The following is an 18,016-nucleotide window of genomic DNA, read 5'->3' on the forward strand; positions in this document are numbered from 1 at the left end:
GACAGCCCCTATTTTTTCCGAGAATAGAATCACTGCGTTCTGATCACCGTCGCATGGCCAATGACATAAACCGGGAGTTTTTTGACAGAGATTAAATGCTGGTCGGTTGTTTTTCTGAATAATTGATGATGCGCTGTAAATGATGCTGGATCGCAAGATATGGGCTTTTTGGTCGATGCATAAAGATTTGTTTCCATCATGGCCCAACCTTTTCGCGTATAATACTCAGCCACAAAGTCGCCGGAATTACAAAACAATCGTAATTCACCAATATTGGCGCCATCGCCTCCATCATAGTTTTCAGTCCTTATAAACAGTGGAAAATACAGTGTGTCTTTTTGATTCTCGAATTTCGAAATCCATCCCCATTGAGTGTCTGACAAACCGAAATCAATAAATGAATTTTCGCCAAAAGCAAACCCTGTGTAAAACTTATTGGTTGGGGTCAACTGTACTGACTCCTTTGTTGGAGCTGAACGCAATTCCTGAAACACTTCGTCCTGCTCGCATGCTGTAATAAAAAATGAAAAAAATGCCAATATCAGCATTAATTTGAGTCTTGATTTTGTTTTCATGGCATCCAATTTTAAACACATAATATACAATTCTGGATGTTTATTTACAAGCAAAACAAATTAAATAACATATGAATTGTTTATGAGTGAGACGGCGCTCCGCATCAGGCTTTGGCCTCGACGAAGCAGGTTAAATTTTCCTGGAAAATCAGTTGAAAAATACTGCGGAAATTTGCCTCATTCGTGGACAAAAAAAGAAAACTCCCGGATCCTCTGTCTGGGAGCTTTCCGCTTCATGCTGTTTCATCTACAGCCGCCTTCAACAATCTCATCGTTGAACCGGCAGCATTGAGCAGGTGACTGCATGAGCAAATATCTATCAATATCATCAATCAAAAGCACTTCGAAAATCATACTCATTCGATTGCGAGGGTGATGTACTTAAATTTACGATAGATTAAGTGCCTCATGCAAATTAAATATGCATAAATTATTTCAGAAAAATACTAACACCTGAGTTTAACAGATTTTCAAGCCATTAAAAGAAGAAAACTCCCGGAAATTACCGGGAGTTCTTTTCAATGAATACTAAACCATCAGAAAGCAATTATTGCCGCACCGCTTGCTTTGAACAAACCACGGCATGAGCAATAACATAAACAGGAGGTCCGCCATTAAGTTCGATAAAGTATGCGTCTGATTTTGGGTCAGGATCTGAATTGGAATGTCCGAATAGCCCCGGAGAAATGGTTGTTGGAAAAGCCGAAGAAGCATATACATGAGTTTCGCTGAGAGAATACCCGCCGAAAGTTTCGAATTCAACTTTCAAACCACTGCCATTGTAACTGTATGTCACAGTCCCAACATGAAGGCCGTTGTTGATGTTGTTTTGTCCTGCACCTGCATACAATGGAGTTTCGAAAGTTCCACCTGTACTCAGCGTATATATCCATCCCCATCGGCTGCTTGTTAGGCCGGCATCAATAAAAGTGAGTGGGCCGTAACCGAAAGCAGTTTCGCAGGGACCAGCAGAATAGTAGTCGTCTTCACACATGAATTGCACTAAGAAATACATAGCCCAGCTGCCTTGCTCGTTCATCTGGCTGCCGTTTCCCCATGCAGTTTCTGTTTGTACCGCACCGCCGCTTCCGGTTTTATACAACGAAGCATGGGCTGCCAAATAAAGTACAGACGAGCACATATTATCATAGCCGCCAAAAGCGCTCAGGGGAATAGTGAATGTGTACGAAGTTGATCCATTCAGACCGCTGGCTTTATAAGGAAATTGACCAATTTTTGGATTTCCGGAATTGGTTTGGGGCATCAGGCTCAGGTCTGGTCCTACCCAGAGATGTACTTCGCTGAGGAACCAGTCGTTCATCGTGTTGTACGAAACATATAGATTGGTGTTGTCAAATGATACTGACACTTTTCCGGCTATCATGTTTTGACCTGCAATCAGGTCGACGCTGCTGATTGCGCCTTCTGTAACCTGAATTGTATTAATCTGGGATTTTGTGTTTTGCGGGATCATTTCAGCAGCATCCTTTTCACAGGAACTGAAAATGAATCCAGTTGCAAAAATCAACAATAGAATCGGGAATTTTATTTTTGTTTTCATGGCATTTTGATTAGTGGGATAAAAGTACCGCCATGACTCCCTTGATTGCAAACCAACATGATATAAATCACATCACTTTTCAAACAAAAGGAGTAAGTTAACAGATGAATTAATTTACCTGAATGATTTGGGAATGTTGCCACAAGGACACGAAGACACGAGAAAATATTGATTTCCTGGCGCCTTTGTTACAGTTTTTCAGAAAGCGACAATGCACCTAATTACCACATTTATCCGTGCTCCAGCACTTCTCAAAGCGCGTAATAACAATGCCGATTTCCCAGGCGTTTTTGTATTTGCTTTCGAAATCCAGAAATTTCATTGGCATATCATAGCTGATTGTTCCGTCAAGGGTAAAGGTCTTCTTGCCGCGACCATAAAAACGCAAACCTGCCGACCATGTGAGATGATTGCTGGATCGATAATGCAAGCCCAGACGGGCGCGGTCCCAATAGGCATAGTGCACAATTGGGAAAAAAATCGCATAGGTTCCGATTGCGAAATCACTGGTGCCATTGTACCGGTACAAACCATTCACTACGAAATTGACCTGCTCGATTTTTTTGATCAGAAAGCCTGCGTGGGCCTGAATTTCACGTCCTGGCAACACCGCAGTGTCAGCCCAGTCACTCAGAATATTATAAGCGGCAATGCCAATCTGGTTTTTGAAAATCTGGTCTTCCTGCCAGCAATATATTGAACCGCTACCCCACAATAGACCAGCATTTATGTCAAATTTTTTCTCCGCTTCGCTTCGCATATACCCTGGCTGAATGCCGAAGCCAAATGTGCTTTTTTTGAATGCATGCCGATAGGAAAATGAAAAGTAATCGGCAATGTATTCCGCACCGGCGCTGTCGCTGCGTCGGCGGTCATCCATAACGCCAAATCCAAAAGTGTTACCTGTCGCCTCGTCCATTACAAGTCCGTAGCCGCCGCTTTTTTTAATTATTTCCTTGCGAAAGTCGGCCGACAGTGTATTCCACTGCAGTGTGCCTCCTTCGTTGAATGTCTGGCTCCGGTGATTTTCCATCAATCGCCATTTTCCGGTCATAACGCCTGTCAATGCCGGATTCAGTCGCAACTCCGGCGACCAGAATATTCCATGCGGTTGCTGGCCAAAGCTGCGAAAGCTCATTGCCGTAATAAACAGAAGTAAAATAATTGCAGATTTATTCTTCATCTTCAGAAATTCCAAAAGTGTTTGCATAACAAATAACGCCATTGTAGGGACAATATTGGCAGGCTTTGGTGGAAGGTGTTGCAGAAAATGTCTGCCCGGGATCATAGATCTGTTCAACTAATTCTGTAATGGCTTCGCCAAAACCAGTCAGCTGCTCCTTAGTCAATACAAGTGATTCCTTTGATTTATTTTTCAACAGATCTGGTTTGTAACCGGTATTATTCAGCACAGGATAAACGCCACCGGTAATCGCAGTCACGTTTTCCTGAGAGGCGTATAGCCAGGAATAAAACATTACCTGCAACATATTCCGGTTTTCAGGGTCTGTGATTTGTGCAGGAATATCAGCGTCGGGAGAAATATCGAAAACAAACTCTGTCCTTTTGTGCGTTGTTTTAAAATCCATCACGCGCATAACGCCATTACAAAATTCAACACGGTCGGCAATGCCTTTCAGTGCAACTTTTCGTCCATCATGCAACGAAATCACAGGTTTTAGTTCAGCTTCAACCGCTTTGACATAATAATCTGCCGGGACCGAATCCTTCATCCTCTGCAGCCAATGAACAAGCGATTCCAATAAAATTTCTTTCACCAGATAATTATAACCGCTGGATAAATGAGCAATCTTTTCGTGTTCAAATGCTGCCTCCAGATGCGTTTCCGCAGCAGCTGCCATCGTTTCAAAATCTTGCTTCACCAGCACTTTGCCAAGAAAAGGGATGGTCAGCTTTTCAATGGCATCGTGAAACACGCTTCCCATGGTGTTTATGGCAATATCGCCGCTTTCATCCTCCCATTTTTCAATTTTATAAATACCTTCCAGTAAAAAGCGATATGGACATGCGATGAAATTATAGAATTTCGTGAACGACAATCCTGTATTGGCAATACTTTCGAGCATCACATTGATTTTCTCGCGATCAACCATTTCGAAGGGGCTGACTGCGCTTTTATCATATTTGATTCCCAAAACTCTGCGATTAGCTGTAATTGTCGAAAATGCCGGAAGCAACTCATGTTCGATTTGTGCCAGAAAACGACTAGGCTCCTTGCCATAAACCGGATCGCTTTCGGTATTGTAAATAAGCGTTATCTCACTCGCACGCTGCATCAGTCGCCAGAAATGATAAGCATACACCGCGTCGCGCTCATATTGCAGCGGCAGCTTGAGTTCACGTCTTACGTCATTCGGAAGAAATGAATCGCCTTGTCCACCGGCAGGCAGAAATCCTTCGTTAGCACCCAGAATAATCACGTTTTTAAAATCAAGCGATCTTGTTTCAAGCATTCCGAGAATCTGAATTCCTTTTAAAGGTTCACCTTTGAGGGGAATCTTGGCTATCTGCAGATGACGACGAATAAAATAAACAACGGAACCGATGGTGATATCTGAGACATCGCCGTAGCTTGTCAAAGTATTGTGCAAGGCCTTTAATGCCGAATGAACCAGCCATGCAGCCTCATGCTCCAGATCGACCTCGCGGCACTTTTCAAATAACTCGCCGGTAAGTTTTATCAGCCTTGTAAGCACCTCTTCCCATCCAGCACATGGAGAAACCAGACCAGGGATAATCGCATCAAAGCGTTTCAGAAAAAGCGTGTCTTCCTTGTCACTCTCGCACCAGCGGAAGTACCGAAGTCTGCCTGAGCTGATGTCGTCAACAACCTGAATAAAATCACTCCGCTGTTTGTCATCCGGCAACAGCCTCAGCAAAGGGTTTGAAACAAGTGCAAGCAAAGACTCATAGCGATAGGTCCGCGTGGCGCCACTATCATTCAATGTGCCGGCTAACAGCTCAAGCTGAGCATTGACAATTTGTCCAAGCAACGTATTCCGCAGCGGATATCCGCCAGAAATATTGACACGATCGGCCCAATCTTCGGGAAGACTGCTCAGCAGAGGCATCATAAGTCCTTCATCGGCCAGGACCAGCACTGTGTCGGTGAGTTGATCCTTATAAGTGGTTTCAAGCAGAGTGAGTGCTGTCTGTACTTGTGTGTAACCAAGCGGGGCGCCAATAATGTCAATATTCTTTTTAGAGCTTTCAAAGAAACGCGGAATTTCGCCAAACGATTTCGGCCATGCATTTCTGTTAAATCGCATGAAGTGCCCGGCTTCGTGATTGGCATTATCGAGATACCAGCTGTCGGCATCCCAGATCAGCTGCGCTTGTTCGCTAACGATCAGTTTGTTTATGTGGGCTTCGAGCGATGGAGTCACTGCATTTAAGCCGGCAAAAACAATTGTAGAAAATTCGGGGAAAGCTTCTTTCTGAGATAAAACACGTGAAGCCATTCCCTGATAGCACATGCCCATTTCCCGGCATTTTTCAGAAAAAAGATGGTACATCGGATTGAGCAATTGATAGAAACTCAGGTACTTTTTCTGAAGTTCTGTTTCGGCTTCACCCGGCATCCAATTTTCAATTTCACGCACCCGCATCAGATAGGTAAACACTTCGACGGGATCGAGCAGATAGTCATCGACATCGTTGAAATCAGCCAGCAGTGTTTTGCCTGTGGGCAGGAATTCATCAATCGGGAACGCGCCCGGGCCGGCATGTTTCTTATAAACCGTATATAGCAGAGTCAGCATGGTGGTTTCATCCATTTTGCGCATGCCGCTCTGATAATAGATGTACTCTTCGATGCTGAAAATCTGCGGGAGCAGTATGGTTTTACCGGCAGCCAATGCCAGTGCTTTTTTCAGGAACAGGCCACCGCGTCTTCCGGGCACAACCACAGCTACAGAGCGAAGATCAGTTCCGCAGGTCTCAACAATTTTTTTCGCAGTTTCTTGAATAAAATTCATTATGCAAATTCATTATAATAAGTATGTACGAATTGTTCGGCTTTTTGCAACAATTCAGGTTTGCCCACATCAAGCCAGTCATGAGGAGTGTCGTACTTTTGGATTTTTACTTCAGCTGCCAGTGAAAGACAAGCCGGTACAAAGCCAAAAACGCCACTTTCCTTCAACATTAGAGGAAACGTAGAAGCAACCATTGAAATTCCTGAGAAAGCAAAACGATTCACTTGTCCGGAAAAATCATTCACCTTGATATGTTCTCCGGTGGTTTCATTCACCCAACCGCACAAAAGGCCGGCATCTGAAAACTCGAGTTTTCTTGCAGTGTTGCGGTCTTTTGCGGCAAGCATGGCCGGAACTGCGGCTTTCAAAAAGGTATTCTCAAACTGTTTAAAATCCAGATTGCTCAGAATATCCACATTGTGAATCAGAATGGGTTCATCGCCTTGCAACAACGACGCAGCTTTCTTAAGGCCTCCCCCGGTATCGAGCAATAGGTCCGATTCATCTGAGACTATTAAATTCAGTCCTTTAAACGGATGGCTGTTTAAAAAGCCAACGACCTGCTCTGACAAATGATGAACGTTGATCACAACGTCACGGATTCCGCTTGCGGTCATTTTCAGCAGCAGCCATTCCAGCAGCGGTTTCCCACCGACTTCTACCATTGCTTTTGGGACAGTGTCGGTGATTGGCCGCAGACGCGTTCCTTTCCCAGCGGCAAAAATCATGGCCTTCATGGCAGACTGTTTTTAATGAACAAATGGTTTTCAGGAGACTGATTTTCGGAAAACAATACTAAAAAGTAAGCTCCTTCAGGCAAATGGGATATATTCAAACCAGCGTCCTCTTTACCGGATAATGTATTTGAGCAGATCAATTGTCCTGATGTTGCATAAATACTGTAAGAGCTAAATCTTTCCCTGTCAAAGAATATTTTGTCAACAGCAGGGTTTGGCCAGACTGTCACTTCCAAATTCAAATGCTGGTCTGTGATTTCTGCATGAGCACATACGGTGTCCAGCATTGACAAATACACATCGTAGGCAGGTTTCGGGTTGCCGAGCGAATCGAGCAATCCGCGCGATTTTATGCTTTCATAGAATTCCGAGGCATATGTCAGATATAAGTTCTGATAGTCGTAAATAGCCGTTGAGTCGAAATCACCCAGGTAATAATAACCGACCGCCTCTATCAGTGGCTCATTCATAGTATGTAAGAAGGTGTTTCTGACAAATTCAGACTGCACATCACTTCGCGTCGGCATCAGCGCTGTTGGAAGACCACAATCCGAAATCACAACGGGTTTACTCCCGCATTCTGCAACCAATGTAGCGATAGTCGAACCTGCGGCATTCACTTCAGCCGTATCGGCGTAATAATTAATCAAGGGCCACCATGAAACGGACATGATATCTCCGATTGTCAAAGTTCGATTCCAAAAAAGCGTATCCGTGTTCTGAGAACATTGCATACTTACACCGACACCGAATTTGATTGTGGGATAATTCAAATCAATATAATCCGATACGTTGCCAGCCAAAACAAAAAACGAGTCGCGTTCTGCCGGTCGGCTTTTAAAATAAACATCTGATTCACTTCCCAAAACGAAATAGTCCAATACCGGATGCATAGTGTCGAGTAACGCCACGATAAAACGAAACATAGCCTTCGTTGTATTGGTGTCAGTCAGCGGATTTCCACACCAGACCGGGGGCATTGGATTTGCGACAGTCACCGGGTTCTTCAGCTGAAAGAGATATTTTTCAATGCCTCCGTTGGATTTTGCCCAGCTGACTTCATCGCGAAAAGGGATCAGCTGATTGCTGTCCATCATAACCTGGAGCTGCCGCCATGTGCGACCATCGCTCTGAAAGCCCTGCCCATGCGTTGCCATCTCAAAATACCAGTTCTGGCGGTCAGTCTGACTCCAGCTAACAGGCCAGACAGGATTCAGTCCGTATTTCGAAGCAGGACATTGAGCCTGGGCTTCAACAGAAGCAAAAATCAAGGCGAGTACAATAATTAAAACACTGATTGTCTGAGATTTCACGAGAAAGCATTTTAGTGTTTAAAGATAGTAATAAGTTTCAATACGTTAAAGCTGATTATTTCAGAAGATTCATTTCCTGAAAGTGTTGAAACACAGACAAACACAAATTGTAAAAGGTCAAAAAGAGTTTGGAAAGAGAACCGGAGATACCTTTATCAAAATATTTTTCTGACTTCAGGTTTGCGAATCAAAAAAAGTTTATATCTTTGCACTCCCGTTTCAAAAAGTATTGATTAACAACTGAAATCACTTACGATGTACGCAATTGTGGATATAGCCGGACAACAGTTCAAAGTAAACAAAGCCGGAAAAGTGTATGTTCATCGCCTGCAGGCCGAAGAAGGCAGTCAGATTGAACTGAAAAATGTATTATTGATAGACGACGAGAAAAACGTTCAGGTTGGGAAACCCAATGTTGACGGCGCTCATGTTCTGGCCCAGGTGGTTGAACATATGAAAAGCGACAAGGTTCTTGTTTTTCACAAAAAACGTCGTAAGAGCTATCAGAAAATGAACGGCCATCGTCAGTACATGACTCAGCTGAACATTTTGTCAATAGTTAAAGACGGTGTTAGTCTCACCGGAGAAGAAGCTCCTATGGTTGAGAAAAGAATTGTCTTGCCTCCTGCTAAAATTAGAAGAGTGGTCGCAGCTTCTGAGCCAAAAGCCGAAAAAGAAGTTGCTGTAAAAAAAGCCGCTCCCAAAAAAGCTGCCGCAAAAAAACCGGCTGCTGAGAAAAAACCAGCTGCTAAAAAGCCAGCTGCCAAGAAAACCAAGAAGGACGAATAATTCCCAATCAGTTAACTCTTAAAATATTAAGATATGGCTCACAAAAAAGGTGTCGGTAGTTCAGAAAACGGTCGCGAATCCCACAGTAAGCGACTCGGCGTAAAAATCTACGGCGGACAGATTGCCAAAGCAGGCAACATCCTCGTTCGTCAGCGCGGTACCAAACATAATCCCGGTGAAAATGTCGGAATGGGTAAAGACCATACGCTTTTTGCACTGAAAGATGGTGTTGTTGAATTCCGCAAAACCAGAGACGAAAAATCTTTCGTCACTGTGAAAGAACAGCAGAATTAAAATCTCTGGATAAAGTTACTGTAAACCATTTCCGGCTGCGGAGGTGGTTTTTTTATTTTGTGACATTTTTTGTTTATTTTTACAACCGGAAGATTGTTGATGAAAAACAGAATACTTATATCTCTGATAATTTCTCTGCTGTTTGGTAAATTACTGAAAGCTCAGGGTGATATTGACAGCTCCTTTCTTGAAAAGTTCCGTAGAATATCCATTGATTCAATGTATCGTGAAACATATTGGTTCCTTCAATCAGACTTTGATGGTATCAATCTGAAAGAAGCAAAAGTCGTTTTTGATTCTTTACCGATACAGAATGATAATTTGATTGTCTGGCAAAAACGGACCATGAATATTGTGGAACTCCGCACGATGCCGTATGGGTTCAGCGACCACGGTATAGATTTTTATAATGTTTATAATAATGCAGAGAACTGGAAACACGAGGATATAAATCAGTTTGATGAGTTACCCTACTTCCCGGCTGACACCCAAATTACTCCGCTTTATGAGGCAATCTGCAATCAGGTAATGGCAGGGAAGTTAAAAGCATTCAATAAAAGCGGAAAAAAACCTTATTCAATAGAAGAATTCCGGAATGGGGAGTTTTATAGAAAAAGGGTTCAAATTGATACCGCAAATATTGGATGGCAAGCCATTCGATTTGAAGACATTATTCCAATTCAGAAGCTTCCGGTGTACAGATATATTGTAATTGAAGACTGGGTCTGCTATTCAGACATGCGCTTTGAATCAAAAGCAATTGCAATTGCTCCTCTAAAGCGAGAGTACGAGGACTTTAATCCCCAGTTCCATTGTTTTTATGACCAATTATTATTATTCTGGATTTTCTTCAAATGAAAAACATATTCTTCCTCATATTAATATTGCTTTTTCGCCCTGCAAGCGGACAATCGTTGATTTTTGCACGTGATATCAGGATTCCAATCACTCAGCTCGATTCAAATGTGCTTTGGGGAAAAACCGTTTACCGCTTTCTTGCCCTGAGTGACGATACTTCATTATATGGCGGGATTTCCGTTACAATGAAAGGAACAAAGGAACAACTGGTTGAAAACATCATCAAGTCTGTCAAGTCTGGACGCGATACGGCCTACTATTCCAACAAACGACTCGCTCCAACCATGATGGATAGCCTCAGAGTGCGTGTCGGGCGAATATATGAAATGAACACCTATTTTCGGGAATTTGAATACGCTGATGTTCAAAGTCTGATTATCATTGAAAACTGGTATTATCTGAAAAAAGAGCAGATTATCCGAAAAGAATTTGTTGCAATTTGCCTTAGGCTTGGTGAAGTTCATCCAGCTGATCCCATAAATGACTATAATCCCCTTGATTTCTGGGAACAGGGCGTATTCTGGATTTATTGATGTGTTCTAATCAAACTGGGCGCACGTCTCCCGACGCGTGACCACTTGCATTTCCCTTCCCGCAATAACACTAATGCATGCAATTGATTTTCGCCTAAAGGGACACAAATTCTGAATATAGAAGAAGGAACAAGGATATATGAATATAGAAGTATGTTTTAAATTGAGTTTACTTCAAACTTCCTTGTTCCATGTTCAGAGTTCGAAGCCCGGTATTCCCTTCAAACTTCCTTGTTCCATGTTCAGAGTTCATTACCCTTTCATACTCAGATACCGCTCAGCCTCGATGGCGGCCATGCAGCCCGAACCGGCAGCAGTAATGGCCTGACGGTAATGCAGATCCTGAACATCGCCGGCGGCAAAAATACCCGGAATATTGGTCTGAGCTGTGCCCGGAATGGTTTTGATATATCCATTGTCGTGCAGTTCAACCTGACCTTTGAAAATATCGGTGTTGGGAGTGTGCCCGATGGCAATAAAGACACCGTCCACCGGAATGGTTTTTTCCTCACCAGATTTCGTGTCAGTAACAACAACGCCGGTAACTGCTTTTGCAAAACCTTTGGTCTCACCAATAATTTCTTTCGGAATAGCATTCCAGACCATTTCTATGTTGGGCGTATTAAGCACTTTTTGCTGCATGGCTTTCGAAGCGCGCAGCTCGTCGCGGCGATGAATCAGAAATACTTTCGAAGCCAGATTCGATAAATAGGCCGCTTCTTCGGTGGCGGTGTCCCCTCCTCCGATTACAGCAACGGTTTTACCTTTGTAAAAGAATCCGTCGCAGGTGGCACAGGCCGATACGCCATAGCCGTTGTAATCCTGTTCGCTTTGTAAACCAAGCCAGCGGGCCGAAGCACCGGTAGCAATAATCACGGTTTCGGCCAGGATTTCTTTGCCACTGTCGTCGATTAACAAAAAGGGCGATTTCGAAAAATCGACTTTATCTATAAATCCAAAACGGATTTCAGTTCCAAAACGTTCGGCTTGTTTTTTCAGATCTTCCATTAATACAGGACCAGTCACGCCTTCCGGGTAACCCGGAAAATTCTCGACTTCGGTAGTAATGGTCAGCTGTCCGCCTGGCTGCATTCCTTCGTATAACAATGGTTTCATATCAGCACGGGCTGTATAGATTGCAGCAGTGTAACCGGCAGGACCTGAGCCGATAATCACACATTTTCTTTGTTCTCTTTCGTTTGCCATATATTTTGATTATTGAATGATCACTGTATCGAGCACACTGCCATAACCGCCGAAAACTCCAAGGGCTCCTTCGACTGTATGTCTGATTGTAACAGGGTTTGTGAATGGATTTCCACCGGCCATAACATCCTCTTCGAGGGTTCGCCAGAAATCGTAATGCGCTTTATTAATTGATGAAAGCTTGACAACAACGGTGTCTCCACTTTTATAGCTGCCAAATTCATCATCTTCAAATATTTCTTCGTCCTCGTAGTTCAATTCGCCGCGCATGATCTCATATTCAAACGTTAGCCCGTTGAAATAGATATCATCATAAATGCTTTCCATCACCGGGACGAAATTGTAATCGCGGCCCAGTCTTTTCGAAAAAATGCGGTAATAGTTTTTCTCACTGCCGTTATCAGTCACCATAGCGTGAATATAGCCCAGCGAATCTCCGGTGCCGGCTTCTGCCTCCCACCACAGGGTATCGAAAGCAACCAGTGATGGAATAGATGCTTCTCCCGTAATTACTTCACCCTCGGCCTCAATATACAAGGAATAGTTTCCGTTTTCAACCCCCAGTATTTTTGAACCTTTATAGTAAAAGATTGGCCAGGCCCCGTTTTGATATGCGGCTACATCAAGAAATGGCTGTAGCGTGTCGCTCTGAAAACCATCGGAAACAATTACCAATGCATCGGTGATGAACAATGAATCCATGAGGAAATTTGTGTCGATGGGCGCAAAATAGCTGCTGTTGCGGGTTACGATAACTACCGGATATTCTCCGTTTTCGATCCAACCTTCTACAACCAGCTTTGCGTCGGGCTGAGGCAGATCAATGTCAAGTTCTTTCTCGCAGGAAGCAAAAAGTGAAATGGCTATTATAATGAACAAAAACTTTTTCATGACTTAGAATTTAAAATTCCATGTAACAGATGGAAGGATTGAAAAGATGGAAACCTGCTTGGCTGTTATGGCCGCGCTTCCGGCAAGAATATCGCCCTCCACATCAAAAAAGATGAAGTAAGGATTCTTGCGATTGTAAAGATTATAAATGGAGAAATTCCAGCTTTCTTCAATTTTTCTTGTTTTCTTTTTGCTTTTTGGATACCAGGTCAAACTCACGTCGGCACGATGATAAGCCGGCATGCGAAAACCGTTTCTGGGGCCATATTCGCTAACAACATTTCCACCGATTATATAGCGCGAAACCGGCATAGTGGCGCAGTTTCCGGTTGCATACACCCAAACGGCGGACAAAGTCAGCTTCTCATTAAGCGAATGCGTAACGACCACTGAAATATCGTGGCGACGATCGTATTTGGCAGAAAACACATCGCCATTATTAATGTCATCGAATTGCCGGGAACTGCGTGCAAGCGTATATCCGACCCAGCCGGTCGTGCTTCCGAACTTTTTGTTTACAAAAAACTCAATTCCGTATGCAGTGCCCGTACCGAAGACAAAGTTGTTATCGGTGTTGTTGTTTACATTGTCTTCAATCAAAGCGCCCTCCGCATATTCAATCTGATTTTTCATCTCCTTGTAATATACTTCCACGCTGGTTTCAATCAAATTGTCGTCGAAATTCCGGTAGTACCCCAGCGAATATTGAGTTCCAAACTGCGGCTTCACAAGCTCAGTGCTTGGAAACCAAACATCGGTCGGCATGCTCACGGTTGTTGGCGATGCAAGATGAATGTACTGGTAGTTTTGGGTAAACGAAGCTTTCAGCGAACTTTTTGGATTCAATATAAAGCGGGCGCTGGCGCGGGGTTCAAGATGCCAGTATGGTTTCACCATTTCACCATTGCCGTATTTTATCGTATCCACAATCTGATCGGTAATGGAGTCTTTTATAAATCTGTCAAAGGGTCCTACATGCGCAAAAAAGCTTCCACGTAAACCAATATTGAACTTGAACTTTTTACCAATGCTGAATTCATCGTTTAAATAAAGTGCAGCTTCGTGAGAATACAATTTCACCGCATCCCCAACAATCAGATCCACATCGCCGGAGCGGGCAGAAGCATTGTTTGGAGTGAATACATGAAAAATGTAATCGGCTCCGAATTTTATAACATGGCTTGAAGCCGGAAGATAGGTGAAATCTAGTCGTGCGTTATAATCATTAATGCCTGACAACAAGCTGATGTCATACATGTCCATCGTCGTACCGAATTCAAAGCGGTAATCGCTGAAAATAAACGAGGCGTTTGAAAACAGCTTCTGGCTGAAAAGGTGATTCCATCTGGCCGTTACCGTGCCGTTGCCCCAATACATTTTCATTTTCAGATCATCATCTTTAATATCCATATTGAAAAGATCTCTGCCGAAATAGGCGCTTGCAAAAATGCGGTCTTTGTCGCTGATTTTATAATTGATTTTTGCGTTGAGATCGTAGAAATAATAGCCGGTGTGTTTGAAATCGCTCGTTTTTTTGATGAAAGGTTTCATAACGAGGTCGGCATAGGTCCTGCGACCACTTATAATGAAAGACGAAGTGTCTTTTTTGATGGGTCCTTGCACTGTTAGTCGCGAAGATATAAGACCAATGCCTCCATCGACATGGTACTTTTTCAAGTTGCCGTCTTTCATGCTTACATCAAGCACCGAGGCCAGACGGCCACCATAATTGGATGGCATACCCGATTTCGTAAGTTCAACATGCTGCAATGCATCGGCATTGAATACACTGAAAAATCCAAAAAGATGACTGGCATTGTACACAACGGCCTCGTCGAGTAACACCAGATTTTGATCCGGTCCACCACCGCGCACATAAAAAGCGCTGTTGCCTTCTCCGCCCGACTGAACGCCGGGAGTAAGTGTAATGGTTTTCAATATGTCAACTTCACCGAATAAAACCGGAATGGATTTGATTTTTTCGACAGGCATGTTAAATGTCCCCATATCCGTATTCTGCAAATTTTCATCAGGGCGGTCGCCGGTAATGACCACTTCTTTTGTTGTTATTACATGTGAGGAAAGTTCAATATCCAGAACAATATTTTTGTTCAGCGCAATATTTTTTCTAAAATCCTTATAACCGATAAAAGAGCCAACGAGTGTGTAATTGCCAGCATCCGCTGTTATGGAATAAAAACCATAAGTATTTGTAGTGCCACCTTTCATCAGTTCTTTCAGATAAACACTGGCTCCGATCAGTGATTCCCCGCTGGCCGAATCTTTCACGTGACCACTGATCGTAAACTTCTGTGCAAATCCGGTCAAAGATGCCAGAATCAGCAAAAAAACAAGAATATATTTCATAGTAATTTGTTGCGTGCGCTTGTCATTAATTATGCCAGCCAAAATAACTGACAAATAGACATGGAACAAACCTGAAAAGTTACATTTTGTCGAAAATAAAGTTTTTTTTGTTTATTTATGACAGTTGTGATTTTCGAAAAATTGCAGCGAAAAGATTAAAATAATTCCAGAAACATATTTTTTGTATCTTTGCACTCCTAAATCGGGGCGTAGCGCAGTTGGATAGCGTACTTGGCTGGGGGCCAAGTGGTCGTCCGTTCGAGTCGGACCGCTCCGACAGACAGGTTGTCAGCAATGGCAACCTGTTTTTGCTTAAACCAAAAAGCATGTTTACTACATACATTTTGTATTCTGAAAAAGCCAGGCAATATTACGTCGGACAAAGCGGCAATTTTGAAAACAGATTACGGGAACATCTGCGCTCAAAATGCAAATCAACCTGTTTTGCTGATGACTGGACCTGCGTTTTTAAAACTGATGTTGCAACAAGAACTGAAGCTGTGGCAGTGGAAAGAAAAATTAAAAAACGCGGCGTTATCAGATTTTTAGAAGACCTGAAAGATAGCGCAGTTGGATAGTTCCGCCTCTGGCGGAATAAACTCCCTTGGCTGGGGCCAATCTGTGGAATTCGAGTCGGGGAGTTTAGTCCGCTGAAAGCGGACCTCCGACAGACAGGTTGTCAGCAATGGCAACCTGTTTTTGTTATAAGAAATATCCGATTGTCGCTCTTGAGATAATCAAATTAACCCACTTTTACACAACCTGAGTGCCTCGCGGAGCGAGCTCTCTGCGTTGTGTAAATGCTCTGAAGCCAACGCACTCAGGTCGCATTCTGCGACGCAGAGAGGTTGGCTTGAAACGTCAAAAAAGCAGTTTCTTAAAAAGACAATCTTTCGAATCGTATAATTCACTTCGTCAACAATAAATACAGTTACGTCTGAACGCATTATTGATACTGAATTTCATAAATTATTTCTTCCTACTTTTGGTATTATTTTCCCCGTCATGCCATATCCAAAAATTCAAAATCCAGAACTACAGGCAACCTTTAATGGTTTCATGCAAGCCTCAATCAGAGAGCATTTCGCAATGAAGGCTCTTTCTGACTACGAAGGTGAGACCTGGACCTATGGACAGATAGCAACTGAAATTGCTATGCTGCAAGAGGGCTTCAAAGCCATGGGCATTAAGCAAGGTGACAAAATTGCACTGATCGGAAAAAATTCCGCCAACTGGTGCAAAATATATCTGGCATCTGTTACCTACGGCGCAGTCATTGTGCCGATACTGCCTGATTTCAGGCCGGCCGACATGCATGCAATTGTCAATCACAGCGACTCCGTGCTACTTTTTGCCGAAGAATCAATTTACAATACGCTTGATCTGAAAGAAATACCGGCAATTCCGGTCGCCTTGCGGGTTCGCGACTTTTCCATTCTTGGAGCAACCGACCAGAACGAAGCCGGGCGCTTTGAGCAAGCAATCAGTCAATTCAAAACCACTCATCCTGAAGGTATCAAGCCCGAAGATGTTATTTATCGCGATCAAACGCCGGACGAACTTATTGTAATCAGCTACACTTCAGGAACCACAGGCTTTTCAAAAGGAGTCATGCTGCCACAGCGCAGTTTGCGCGACAACATCATTTTCGCGCGCACCTATATGTTTATGAATCCCGGCGAGCGGATACTTTCATTCCTGCCGCTGGCACACGCCTTTGGCTGTGCCTTTGAATTTCTTTTTCCTTTTACACTCGGTTGTCACATCACTTTCCTCACCAAAACGCCGGCGCCATCAACCATCACCGAAGCATTCGGGAAAGTGAAGCCCAATCTCATTTTATCCGTTCCACTCGTCATTGAAAAAATATACAACGGAAAACTCCGGCCCGTCATTTCAAAACCACTAATGAAGATTTTGCTGAATATCCCCGGAATCCGCCGCGTATTGCTGAATATAATTAAAGCAAAGCTTACAGCCACGCTGGGTGGCGAATTCCGCGAAGTGGTTATTGGTGGCGCTGCTTTCAATCCCGATGCGGAGAAATTCTTCCGCAAAATGCGGTTTCCTTTCACTGTTGGCTATGGCATGACCGAATGCGGCCCGCTGATGTCGTATCGTGGATGGAAAACAACAGTCCTGCAAGGTTGTGGAAAAATCGTGGATGAACTCACATTGAAAATCGATTCTCCGGATCCGGAAAACATCAGCGGTGAAATTATGGTGAAAGGAAGTCATGTCATGCTCGGATATTACAAAAATCCCGAAGCAACCAAAGCCATCATAGACGATGACGGCTGGCTGCATTCAGGCGACATTGGAACCGTCGATAGCAACGGAAATATTTTTATCCGTGGCCGCATGAAAAGCATGATCCTGAGCGCTTCGGGACAAAACATCTATCCCGAAGAAATCGAAGCAGTGCTTGCCAAATATAGGCTCTTTCTTGAAGTGCTGGTCGTTGAACGAAAAAACAAACCTGTCGCACTCATTTTTCCCGATGCCGATTACATGAAAAAACACGGCATCAGCCAGAATCATCTGCCCGCAAAAATAAAGGAAACGATCAAAGACGCCAATCACCACCTCGCGGCCTATATGAAGGTAGCCGATTTTGAAATTATGACTGCGGAATTCGAAAAAACACCAAAGAAAAGTATTAAGAGGTTTAAGTATCAGTGATTGGGTATTGGTTAATGGTTATCGGGAAATGGTTAATGGAGAGCTAAGTTTGTGTGACTAATCCTGAAGGATAAAAAAGCAGTCCGGTTGTTTTAGATTTTATTGAGGACTTTTGAAAAAGTTTTCCTGACTTGTCCATTTTAGTGCGACAGTTTCAGAGCCTGTAAATATTCAGTGATTTTCTGGTTATACTGCGTACGGATTTTTATTTC

General features: G+C 43.3%; 15 protein-coding genes and 1 tRNA gene. 7 read left to right on the forward strand and 9 right to left on the reverse strand.

Translation table 11 applies throughout. From position 1 onward, the window contains the following. Positions 1 to 29: 29 nt before the first annotated feature. The 6 genes from A2W93_03875 to A2W93_03900 form a co-directional block, all read right to left on the reverse strand. Positions 30 to 596, reverse strand: a complete 567-nt coding sequence (locus A2W93_03875) for a hypothetical protein (GenBank protein ID OFY55364.1) — start codon at positions 594 to 596, stop codon at positions 30 to 32. 526 nt (positions 597 to 1,122) lie between these two features. Further along, the gene (locus A2W93_03880; GenBank protein ID OFY55365.1) at positions 1,123 to 2,136 is read right to left on the reverse strand and encodes a hypothetical protein; all 1,014 of its coding nucleotides are present in this window, start codon (positions 2,134 to 2,136) and stop codon (positions 1,123 to 1,125) included. Positions 2,137 to 2,353: 217 nt separating this feature from the next. After that, a complete protein-coding gene (locus tag A2W93_03885; protein ID OFY55366.1) occupies positions 2,354 to 3,346 on the reverse strand; it encodes a hypothetical protein in 993 nt (330 codons plus the stop codon). After that, positions 3,309 to 6,134 (reverse strand): hypothetical protein, encoded by a 2,826-nt coding sequence (locus A2W93_03890; GenBank protein ID OFY55367.1) that lies wholly within the window; start codon positions 6,132 to 6,134, stop codon positions 3,309 to 3,311. The genes A2W93_03885 and A2W93_03890 overlap by 38 nt, the downstream gene beginning before the upstream one ends. After that, positions 6,134 to 6,871, reverse strand: a complete 738-nt coding sequence (locus A2W93_03895; protein OFY55368.1) for a hypothetical protein — start codon at positions 6,869 to 6,871, stop codon at positions 6,134 to 6,136. The genes A2W93_03890 and A2W93_03895 overlap by 1 nt, the downstream gene beginning before the upstream one ends. Next, the gene (locus A2W93_03900; GenBank protein OFY55369.1) at positions 6,868 to 8,142 is read right to left on the reverse strand and encodes a hypothetical protein; all 1,275 of its coding nucleotides are present in this window, start codon (positions 8,140 to 8,142) and stop codon (positions 6,868 to 6,870) included. The genes A2W93_03895 and A2W93_03900 overlap by 4 nt, the downstream gene beginning before the upstream one ends. 297 nt (positions 8,143 to 8,439) lie before the next feature. On the opposite strand from A2W93_03900, the gene A2W93_03905 reads away from it, so the two are divergent. The 4 genes from A2W93_03905 (at position 8,440) to A2W93_03920 (ending at position 10,658) form a co-directional block, all read left to right on the forward strand. Continuing rightward, positions 8,440 to 8,973, forward strand: a complete 534-nt coding sequence (locus tag A2W93_03905) for a 50S ribosomal protein L21 (protein OFY55370.1) — start codon at positions 8,440 to 8,442, stop codon at positions 8,971 to 8,973. A 33-nt stretch (positions 8,974 to 9,006) separates the two neighbouring features. After that, positions 9,007 to 9,267 carry a 50S ribosomal protein L27 gene (locus A2W93_03910; protein ID OFY55371.1) on the forward strand — a complete coding sequence of 87 codons (261 nt, stop codon included), beginning with the start codon at positions 9,007 to 9,009 and terminating at the stop codon, positions 9,265 to 9,267. A 69-nt stretch (positions 9,268 to 9,336) separates the two neighbouring features. Beyond that, positions 9,337 to 10,125: a hypothetical protein gene (locus A2W93_03915; GenBank protein ID OFY55372.1), complete on the forward strand. Its 789-nt coding sequence runs from the start codon at positions 9,337 to 9,339 to the stop codon at positions 10,123 to 10,125. Beyond that, entirely contained in the window at positions 10,122 to 10,658 is a 537-nt protein-coding gene (locus A2W93_03920; protein ID OFY55373.1) for a hypothetical protein, read from the forward strand. The genes A2W93_03915 and A2W93_03920 overlap by 4 nt, the downstream gene beginning before the upstream one ends. Before the next feature lie 252 nt (positions 10,659 to 10,910). Here A2W93_03920 and A2W93_03925 read toward each other — a convergent pair whose 3' ends face one another. From A2W93_03925 to A2W93_03935, 3 genes are read right to left on the reverse strand one after another with little or no spacing between them, the layout of a single operon-like run. After that, complete coding sequence (locus A2W93_03925) at positions 10,911 to 11,864, reverse strand: thioredoxin-disulfide reductase (protein OFY55374.1); 954 nt, start codon at positions 11,862 to 11,864, stop codon at positions 10,911 to 10,913. A gap of 9 nt (positions 11,865 to 11,873) precedes the next feature. Beyond that, positions 11,874 to 12,755: a hypothetical protein gene (locus A2W93_03930; GenBank protein OFY55375.1), complete on the reverse strand. Its 882-nt coding sequence runs from the start codon at positions 12,753 to 12,755 to the stop codon at positions 11,874 to 11,876. Positions 12,756 to 12,758: 3 nt separating this feature from the next. Continuing rightward, on the reverse strand, positions 12,759 to 15,122 hold the full coding sequence (locus A2W93_03935; GenBank protein OFY55381.1) for a TonB-dependent receptor: 2,364 nt from the start codon (positions 15,120 to 15,122) through the stop codon (positions 12,759 to 12,761). Between the two features lie 203 nt (positions 15,123 to 15,325). Here A2W93_03935 and A2W93_03940 point away from each other — a divergent pair. The 3 genes from A2W93_03940 to A2W93_03950 all read left to right on the forward strand — a co-directional run bounded on the left by A2W93_03940 (position 15,326) and on the right by A2W93_03950 (position 17,804). After that, positions 15,326 to 15,399, forward strand: a tRNA-Pro gene (locus A2W93_03940). Between the two features lie 49 nt (positions 15,400 to 15,448). After that, on the forward strand, positions 15,449 to 15,700 hold the full coding sequence (locus A2W93_03945) for a hypothetical protein (GenBank protein ID OFY55376.1): 252 nt from the start codon (positions 15,449 to 15,451) through the stop codon (positions 15,698 to 15,700). Between the two features lie 427 nt (positions 15,701 to 16,127). After that, entirely contained in the window at positions 16,128 to 17,804 is a 1,677-nt protein-coding gene (locus tag A2W93_03950) for a hypothetical protein (GenBank protein ID OFY55377.1), read from the forward strand. The last annotated feature ends 212 nt before the right edge of the window (positions 17,805 to 18,016 follow it).

The sequence above is a fragment of the Bacteroidetes bacterium GWF2_43_63 genome, assembly GCA_001769275.1.
Classification (GTDB): Bacteria; Bacteroidota; Bacteroidia; order Bacteroidales; family DTU049; genus GWF2-43-63.